Genomic DNA, 7,670 nt, shown 5'->3' on the forward strand with positions numbered 1-7,670 from the left:
GCTTGGGTGCCGACCTGTCGCTGTTTTTCGGCGACAGGCGTACCTCTCGGTGGTCGCGAGAGAGTCGTGGTCGAGCTTGTTTTGCGCCTGTCTGGTGTCGCCCGCCGACTAAGTCTGTCGGTGCCGGCCTTGGCGCGCAGGTCTCGGAACTGGAATGCTGACTTGAAGAGGCCGGCTGCTTGCCAGGCCATATCGAACCCACCACGCAGCGCGCCTGCGCTCAACGGCAGCCCAAATTCCGTCATCACCAAGTACAGGCTGACCACTTTGTACTCAGCGCGGCAACGTGTTTTTCTGGCCTGGATCCGGTCAACCACCTGGGCAAGTTCCCCTGTAATTTCGATGCGCAGCTTTTGGCCCGTTTCGCTCTGGCGGACGTGCAGGATGCCTTCGCGCAGCCCAAGTCCATGGCGCCTCGTAGCGGCTCGTCTGCGGCTTCCCTGACCTGCGCATAGATGTTGTCTTCGACATAGGTGTCGCGGCCGCGCTCCTTGTTCGTTCGCACGCCTTGGGCCGGGTTCGCCACGCGGTCAGACAGATCTAGCGGGCATAGTTGAAGTCGCCGCTGATGAGTGCGATTTCTCGGTTGGCGCGCACGCGGCCGATGTCTGGCGGCACTGGCTGGCCTATTTCGCGGAACCAGTCCGCCGCTTTCCCCATTCGCCAACGGATGTACCGCGTTACGTGGAGTGGTTTAATCTGCGCCCGCAGCACTGGCGACTTATCGAAAACCGAGCACAAGAGGTCCTGTTCTATCTGCTTCCCAAGACGACCTGTTTCACTAAGCGCCACTCCCCTCAAGGGAAGCCAAGCATGGCACTTGTGCGCCAACCGCTAACCAAGAATCAGATCAAAGCCAACAGACCGGCATGGTTCAGAAACCATCGACGTTCAGGCGCAAGCGCTTGGCTACGCGGGCAACAATGAGGCAATTAGCTGTGCTGATGAGCCTACTATTCCGAAGTTCCAGGAGGCGCCGGCGTTGCGCGCTTGGCGTAGTTCAGTGTGGGAAACGGAAAATGCGCTGCTGAGTTTCAAGGATGACGAGTCTGTCACCATCCCGAGCGTCAGCGAATTGTTGCACCAGATGCCCAAGTTTTCCCTGTTCAAATAGACCTTGCGCTACCTATATAATGCGAGCCACATCAGAGGGGTGAAAGGGTGGCAAAAGACGCCAGTGCGGACGGACTTAGGGGGCTAGCTGCTGTTAGTGTTGTGGTCTCTCATTTGATCCTGGCGTTCTTTCCCGCTGCCTTGACCCACTACTTCGCTTGGGTCGCAGCGCCGGGAGCTATCTACGGCCGTGTGGAGAGCATCTTGGCCACGCCCGGACTTTCCGTGCTGTGGAACGGCAGCTTCTCGGTCTCAATATTCTTCGTCCTAAGTGGCTACGTTCTCACGAAGAGCTTGGTCGAAAGGCAGGATGTATCGATCGCCCGGTCCTTGGCTGCTCGCCGGTATTTTCGCTTGGCAGGACCAGTTCTTGGGAGCGCGCTGTTCGCTTTCGGTCTCATGAGCCTGGGGCTTTATCACTCGGTCGATGTCGCCGCCATGACATCTTCCGCGTGGCTAAAAGGTATGTGGAACGTCACGCCGAATTTTTTCCAGGCTGTCAGAGAAGGGCTGTTCGGGGCGATTTTCCGTGGGGAAGTTTCATATAACCCCGTGTTCTGGACCATGCGGATCGAGTTCATCGGCTCTCTGCTTATCTTGTCATATCGTTGCCTCACACTGTGTCGGCGCAGTCAAGTGGTCGGGGCGACGATCTACGTCATCCTCACAGTATCGTTCGCACCCGGCGAGTGGGTCGCGTATCTCGCATTTTTGCTTGGAACTCACTTGAATGATGTTCCGGCGTTAAAGCGTCGCGGCGCGCTGTACTCGCTGGCGGTGATTGGCTTATACCTCGGCGGAATAGACAGCTCTTGGTTGTACAGGTGGCTCGAATATATTCCGGTTGCTGCGCCAGACCGAAACGGGGTGTCTGCCGTCGTCGGGGCAGCCCTGCTTGTATATGCCGTCAAATCCGGCGCGTTCTCGGCCTTATTGAGGTTTGGCCTCGTTCAGTTTCTGGGGCGGATCTCGTATTCGCTGTATCTCGTCCATCTTCCGATCATCTTAAGTGTGGCTTGCGGCTCGTATCTGTGGTTCGTGGCCTATCTTGGATTTGGCCGGATTGCTGCCGCCGCGATGTCATTTGTAATCGCTTTCCCAACTACGATCTTGGTAGCCATCGTATTTACACGCCTAGTAGATGAACCCTGCATCAAGCTCGCCAAACGAATTTTCCCGGCACGGGAGTCTTCGTCGAAATCTAAAAAGTCCACGGAAGATCTGGCGCCGAGCGGCTGAAGTCGGGACTAAATAAAACCAGCCTCTGCGGTTGTTTTACATCTTTAGGGGCGCGATGTTGTCGCTTCAAAGGAAAGACTGTGTCTGACGGGCATCTGTCGATGCATTCATCAAGTCCCTGCACGGGCGCGTCGTGCAAAGGGAGCAAAGCGCTGTGGCGGCGGTGACGGGGATTCGAAAATGATATTGGACCGCCTGAAGCGCAAGTTGATTGCGGGGGCCTGCGCGGGATAGCTCGCCATTGCAGGTGTGCTGGTCACACATTTCGAGCCGGGAAAGGCGCGCTTCAAGCCGTACATTGACCCTGTCGGCGTCCTGACGGTGTGCAATGGACATACCGGCCCCGACATCGACCCGAAGCGGATCTACACCGATGCGGAGCGCGATGCTTGGCGCGACGCCGATTTGGCCATTGCTGTCCGGGTGGTGCGCCTACTGATCACTGTTCAGTTGAACGACTGGCAGCGCGCCGCGCTCATCGACTTCACCTACAAGCTGGGAGCCAGCAACCTGATCGAGTTCACCATGTGGCGCAAGTTCAACATTGGCGACCAAGCCGGCTGCTGCGCGGCACTGGACCGCTGGGTGAAGGGCTGGAAGGGCGACGTGTTGGTGGCGCTGCCAGGTCTGGCCACGTGCAGGTAGGTGGACACATGAGTCGGTCTACAGCGCTGACCGGCGGGAAGGGTTACGCCATGGCGCTGGTGGTAGGCGTAATCGTGGCAGGCGGCGCGACCTTTTGGAGCGGCGAGTGGCCGAAGCTGGCCAGATCAAAGAACGGATCACCAATGCCGAATGGGCTTATGGGGGAATGCGCAAGTCCGGCTCTGTAGTCGATCAGGCTTTCGTTAGCCCTTATCGAGATTGCGAGCGGGGCTCTCACTGGGCCTTCAGCGCTCACCGAAATATGCGGGGAGGCAATACCGGCGCTGCCAGATTCTTTAGGACGATGATTCCCCAGTAATACGATGAGATGATTACCGTCTCGCTTGGGGGGGAAGGGGATCTTAGTTTGCACGTGAATCTGATCTTCGATTGCCCTCTCCGTCCGGGGAGTTCACACCTTAGAGTCGAGGATGATCTGGTCGCTCCTCTCCAGGAACTCGCCATGATCTTGTACATTCAATCGGAGGGCGATCAGAGGAGCGACGTCGACCAAGCCAGTCGGTGTGAATTGCAACTGTCGATTGGGGCACAGACGTGCGCTAGCCAGGACGAAAGCCCTAGGAGTTCTAGGCATCTACAGCCGCCAGCAATGGCTGCTGTTTCGTTTCCGGCAGGCGCTGTGTCCTTAAGTGTGTCCGATCGAAGGAGCCAAACCCGTGGCACACGGTTCAATTCCTCGCCTTCCTGCCATGAAATCAGCAAAGGATGTGTCATTGAGAAACAGCGATATCTTTATGGCGGCTGTTCACCCATAGTGGCCCTGGGAATATTTTTTCCCTGTACATCTAGGACTTACATTGAAGATAGAAACTGGTATCGTGAAGTGGTTCAACAACGACAAGGGCTACGGCTTTATTTCGCCGGAACTGGGTGGTAAAGACCTCTTCGCGCATTACTCGGAAATTCAGGGTGACGGGCACAAATCTCTTGAAGAGAACCAGCGCGTGTCGTTTGTCGCCGGCCAGGGCCAGAAAGGTCCTCAAGCGACCATGATCAAACCGATCTAATACCTGGGTTGCCTACTGTCATGTAGGCAACGGGGTCGCAAGTTGCAGGGCCGAATCCATTGAAACAGTGGATTCGGCCCTTTCGTTTTGGGGACGCCTCAGCTATGAGGCGCTACGTGGACTTTGCAGGAGGCCATTCCAAGGCCTCCGTGCTCGCCGCGACTTGTCCGGGTTTGTGAAGACAAAGCCGAGATCGGCGAAACAGGCCGGACAGCAGCTACTGGTAGCGCCCTCCGGTACATGGGTCAGGACAGGCCCGGCACCGCTCGGCGACACGCATTGCCGAAGCGGCTTCCAGGGATGAGCGGCGGCCTCGACGTATGTCGGGGCGTTCGCATTTTTAAGGGTGCTGCGGCGCAAGCGTCGCTTTCACCGCCTCATTCATAGCGCGGGGAGACGCGCTGTCGCCTTTTCAAGGACGGGTGATTGCTCAAAGCGAAGCTTGCGGGTGAGTGACCTCGGAAACTACTCGTCCGGGGGCGTTCGCATCCCGATTTGTTCTTGCAGCGCTATCTCCTCGCAGAACGCGCGGATCATCGCGAGGCAAAGCTCTCTGTTGGCTTCGGAAAGCGCCCAGAATTGCTCGGGCGGGAAATGGAGGTGGGGCCAGTGGTTCATGCAAGCACTCTAACCACGGAAACTGCATTTGTGCGCTAACAAGCCCGTATGTAGGACCGATTGACGGTCTAATGCATAGATCTTCACGTCATCACCGTTGCGTATTTACCGCGGTGCCATCCCTTTTCTGAGCTTATCGGGCGTCTCCAGCAACGAGGCAGCCAAGTGGTCCCGTTCCAGCACACAGGGCTCGTTGCATAGGTCTTTCAGGAAATCGTCGTAGAGGTCCCCCGTCACGCCGGCCGGGCGCTTGAAGTCGCCCGAGAGCTGGTAGGCGCGCAGGACGATGGAGCGCAACCGCTTGACCTCCCACAGCAGCGAGATCACATCGGAGTTCCAGGGTTGACGTTCGCGGATGGTGCGAAGGTCATCAAGGGTGAGGGGGGCTTTGAACGTCATGGCGGAAAATACTGTTTGTATATCCAGTATATTCCACCAGAAACGGGGTCATTTCATGGGGACGGCAATAAGTTTTTGGGAAGGATAGGGGCATAAGAGCTCACGCGTCACTTCCGGTGGAGCAGTCAACCACTCTTGATACGCCCCTTCTGCCAGGACGACGACCATCCGCTTTTCCTCATTCGGCCGGTGATAGCAACCGAACACAGGGTCGTTGTCGGCGTTGATGGTCAGCATTGTGTAGCTTTCCTGGACTTGACCCGTGGCATCGCGCCAGCGGTCCCATAGACCGGCGATACCCAATGGCATTCCGTCGGCTCGACTGAATCGGGTCGGCACGGCGACTCCCGATCTCCAATCTGGCTCAAAGATGGCATCGGCCGGGATGATGCAGCGCTGTGCTTGACGCCACGCGTGGCCGAAAGTGAATGATCTTGCGGCGGTCTCACTACGCGCGTTGAAGGTGGACAATTTGGCGGCTTTGTCTTGGGCGTCTGGGCGCGTAGCCGCCGCGATGAGGCCCCAACGGCCCACGACCGCTTCGCGTTCTGGCACCGCATCGTCGCCGGATTCTCTTTCGGACGGCCGGCGCACGAAGAGGCCTTGATAGCGTGGCCACATATCGTATCTGCCGGCCTGCGCAGGCGCGCGAACCCCAAATTTCTGCAGGAGCAACTCGGCATCTTTCAGCGTCTGATAGTGAGAGCACATGGGCCTCGCCTTCCAGGAAATCAGCCAAGCCAGTATAGGAGCGTCGACCTGCTGCATTCCTGGATCTGCGCATACGTGAGAATTGTTGAGCTTCGGTGCAGATTGTTTTTTTATATTCAGCCCACACGTATCCATAGGGGAAGGGTCATGGAGGTCTGCGCCAGCTGCGAAGCCATTGTTCTCCACAAACGCGGGGAGCCCGGTCACGAGAGTTTGATCAAATTGGGTGAGGTACGGGCGCATGCGAATGCATCGCGCGGCGCACGGCAAGTGGCCTACACCTGCGGTGTCTGCGGAACGGATTGGGACCATCTGCATGACAAAAACGACCCCAACGCAGGCTGGAGCCGGAGTTAGTCAGCTTGGGGCGACACGGCTGCGATGGATAAAGTGACGCCATCCCTAGGGCAGGAAATCTGCCAGAACCAACGCCACAAATGGAAGAGCGCCCCAGCTCAAGATGAGTCTGAGGCGCTCCTGCCCGGCTTCGCACGCGATGGGTGTCAGACAGCCCGGCAACTCAAATCTACTGCTGGGGTAGCTACGCGGCAATAGGGAAAACCCCAGAAATATTAGCGGTTTACAAGATTCCGACCCGTGGCGGGCGGCCGCCCGAGATCCTGCGTAGCTGATAGGCGCGCAGGTTTTTTTTGGTTGCGCGTCCCTTGGTATTTGCGGGAGCGAACGAGGGCGAGTGACACATTTGCCCACCTCGGCATGTACGAATTGTGGCCCCCCTGCGCCACGCCGACACTGAGGCCTACGTTCATCGCGGGGGAGACCAAAAATGTGGAGCAATCGAAAGCGTCAGCTGGGCCAAGGCATGACCGAGTACGTCGTTGTTGTGGCGTTGGTGGCGGTGGCGGCCATTGCTGTCTATCAGTATTTCGGACAAGTCGTGCGGTCGCAAACGGCGGCAATGGCGCGCGAGCTTGCCGGCGAAGATGGAGGCACGCAAACACGTGCGGCGCAGCAGGCCGCTCAGAAGGCTGGCGCGCAGGCCAAGGCGCGGTCACTCAAGTCCTTTACTGGCAACGCCTCGGACGCGAAGTGAGCACGCCGCCCATCCGCGCGCCACTCACAATGCAGCATGGTCAGGCCTTAGTGCTTGGCATGGTAGTCATGTCCGTGGCAGTGGCATCCTTGGTCGTGCTTTATAACCTGGGCCAAACCGCGGAAGGCCGGGTGCGCCTGGCCCACGCGGCTGACGCGGCGGCGTACAGCGGCGCGCTTGAGCAGGCGCGCACGCTCAATACCATTGCCTACGTCAACCGCAGCCATATTGCGCATCAGGTGGCTATGGCGCATCTGGTCACGCTGGCGGCGGCCGCGCAGTACGGTCGTGCGTTGCACACGCAAAGCTCGCGCGGCAATCCTCCTGCGAGCCTGATCGCCATGCTTTTTGGTGCGGACATGGCGCTTGCTTATCGATCCGGGCAAGCGTCGTCGGATGCTCCGTCACAACTGGCGGCCGCATTCGCGCAGCATGACCGCGCGGTGCACGACGTACTGAAGTCCGCAGCGGCGTCGGCAATGGCGGGGCTATCCGCCTCGCGCGATCGCATCATGCGCAAGGTGCTGGAAGCCAATATGGTCGAAACCGACTTCGGCCACGCCGCGCGTCAGGCCGGCCTGTCGCTGGAACTGTTGTCAGACGCCTGGCCCGGATTTATCCAGCGCAATATCGCCACGCGTAAGGAGGGCCTGCGTCCCGCAGTGGAACTGGCCGCCGAGCGCTACCCGTTTCTGAAACCGCGACACGCAACGCGTCGCAATGCGTGGCCGGTCAGTCGCCGATGCCCGTTGAAACGGCACGAATTGCGTCGTCGTGGTACCACCTGGCTTGGCCCGGACGGCCGCTGGGGCGCGTTGGATACACAGTCGTTCCATGCGCTGCGATCGAATCGATGGATAGGC

At 58.7% G+C, this 7,670-nt stretch carries 6 protein-coding genes and 1 pseudogene; 5 read left to right on the plus strand and 2 right to left on the minus strand.

Going from position 1 to position 7,670, the window contains the following annotated elements:
- Window positions 1-1,161 precede the first annotated feature (1,161 nt).
- From API01S_RS28070 to API01S_RS28080, 3 genes are all read left to right on the plus strand, one after another.
- Window positions 1,162-2,352 (plus strand): acyltransferase family protein, encoded by a 1,191-nt coding sequence (locus tag API01S_RS28070; RefSeq protein WP_082306189.1) that lies wholly within the window; start codon window positions 1,162-1,164, stop codon window positions 2,350-2,352.
- A gap of 249 nt (window positions 2,353-2,601) precedes the next feature.
- The gene (locus API01S_RS28075) at window positions 2,602-2,997 is read left to right on the plus strand and encodes a lysozyme (protein WP_050731053.1); all 396 of its coding nucleotides are present in this window, start codon (window positions 2,602-2,604) and stop codon (window positions 2,995-2,997) included.
- 824 nt (window positions 2,998-3,821) lie between these two features.
- Window positions 3,822-4,025: a cold-shock protein gene (locus tag API01S_RS28080; RefSeq protein ID WP_174544694.1), complete on the plus strand. Its 204-nt coding sequence runs from the start codon at window positions 3,822-3,824 to the stop codon at window positions 4,023-4,025.
- A 723-nt stretch (window positions 4,026-4,748) separates the two neighbouring features.
- Here the strand turns inward: API01S_RS28080 and API01S_RS28090 are convergent.
- On the minus strand, window positions 4,749-5,042 hold the full coding sequence (locus tag API01S_RS28090; RefSeq protein ID WP_006218668.1) for a hypothetical protein: 294 nt from the start codon (window positions 5,040-5,042) through the stop codon (window positions 4,749-4,751).
- A 48-nt stretch (window positions 5,043-5,090) separates the two neighbouring features.
- A complete protein-coding gene (locus tag API01S_RS28095) occupies window positions 5,091-5,753 on the minus strand; it encodes an SOS response-associated peptidase (protein ID WP_050731069.1) in 663 nt (220 codons plus the stop codon).
- Window positions 5,754-6,540: 787 nt separating this feature from the next.
- Here API01S_RS28095 and API01S_RS28100 point away from each other — a divergent pair.
- Together API01S_RS28100 and API01S_RS28105 are read left to right on the plus strand one after the other, a co-directional pair.
- Complete coding sequence (locus tag API01S_RS28100) at window positions 6,541-6,807, plus strand: hypothetical protein (protein WP_050731054.1); 267 nt, start codon at window positions 6,541-6,543, stop codon at window positions 6,805-6,807.
- A pseudogene (locus API01S_RS28105) lies at window positions 6,804-7,670 on the plus strand (hypothetical protein); the annotation flags it as partial. The gene API01S_RS28100 and the pseudogene API01S_RS28105, both read left to right, overlap by 4 nt.

Source organism: Achromobacter piechaudii NBRC 102461, from assembly GCF_001571245.1.
Classification (GTDB): domain Bacteria; phylum Pseudomonadota; class Gammaproteobacteria; order Burkholderiales; family Burkholderiaceae_B; genus Achromobacter; species Achromobacter piechaudii.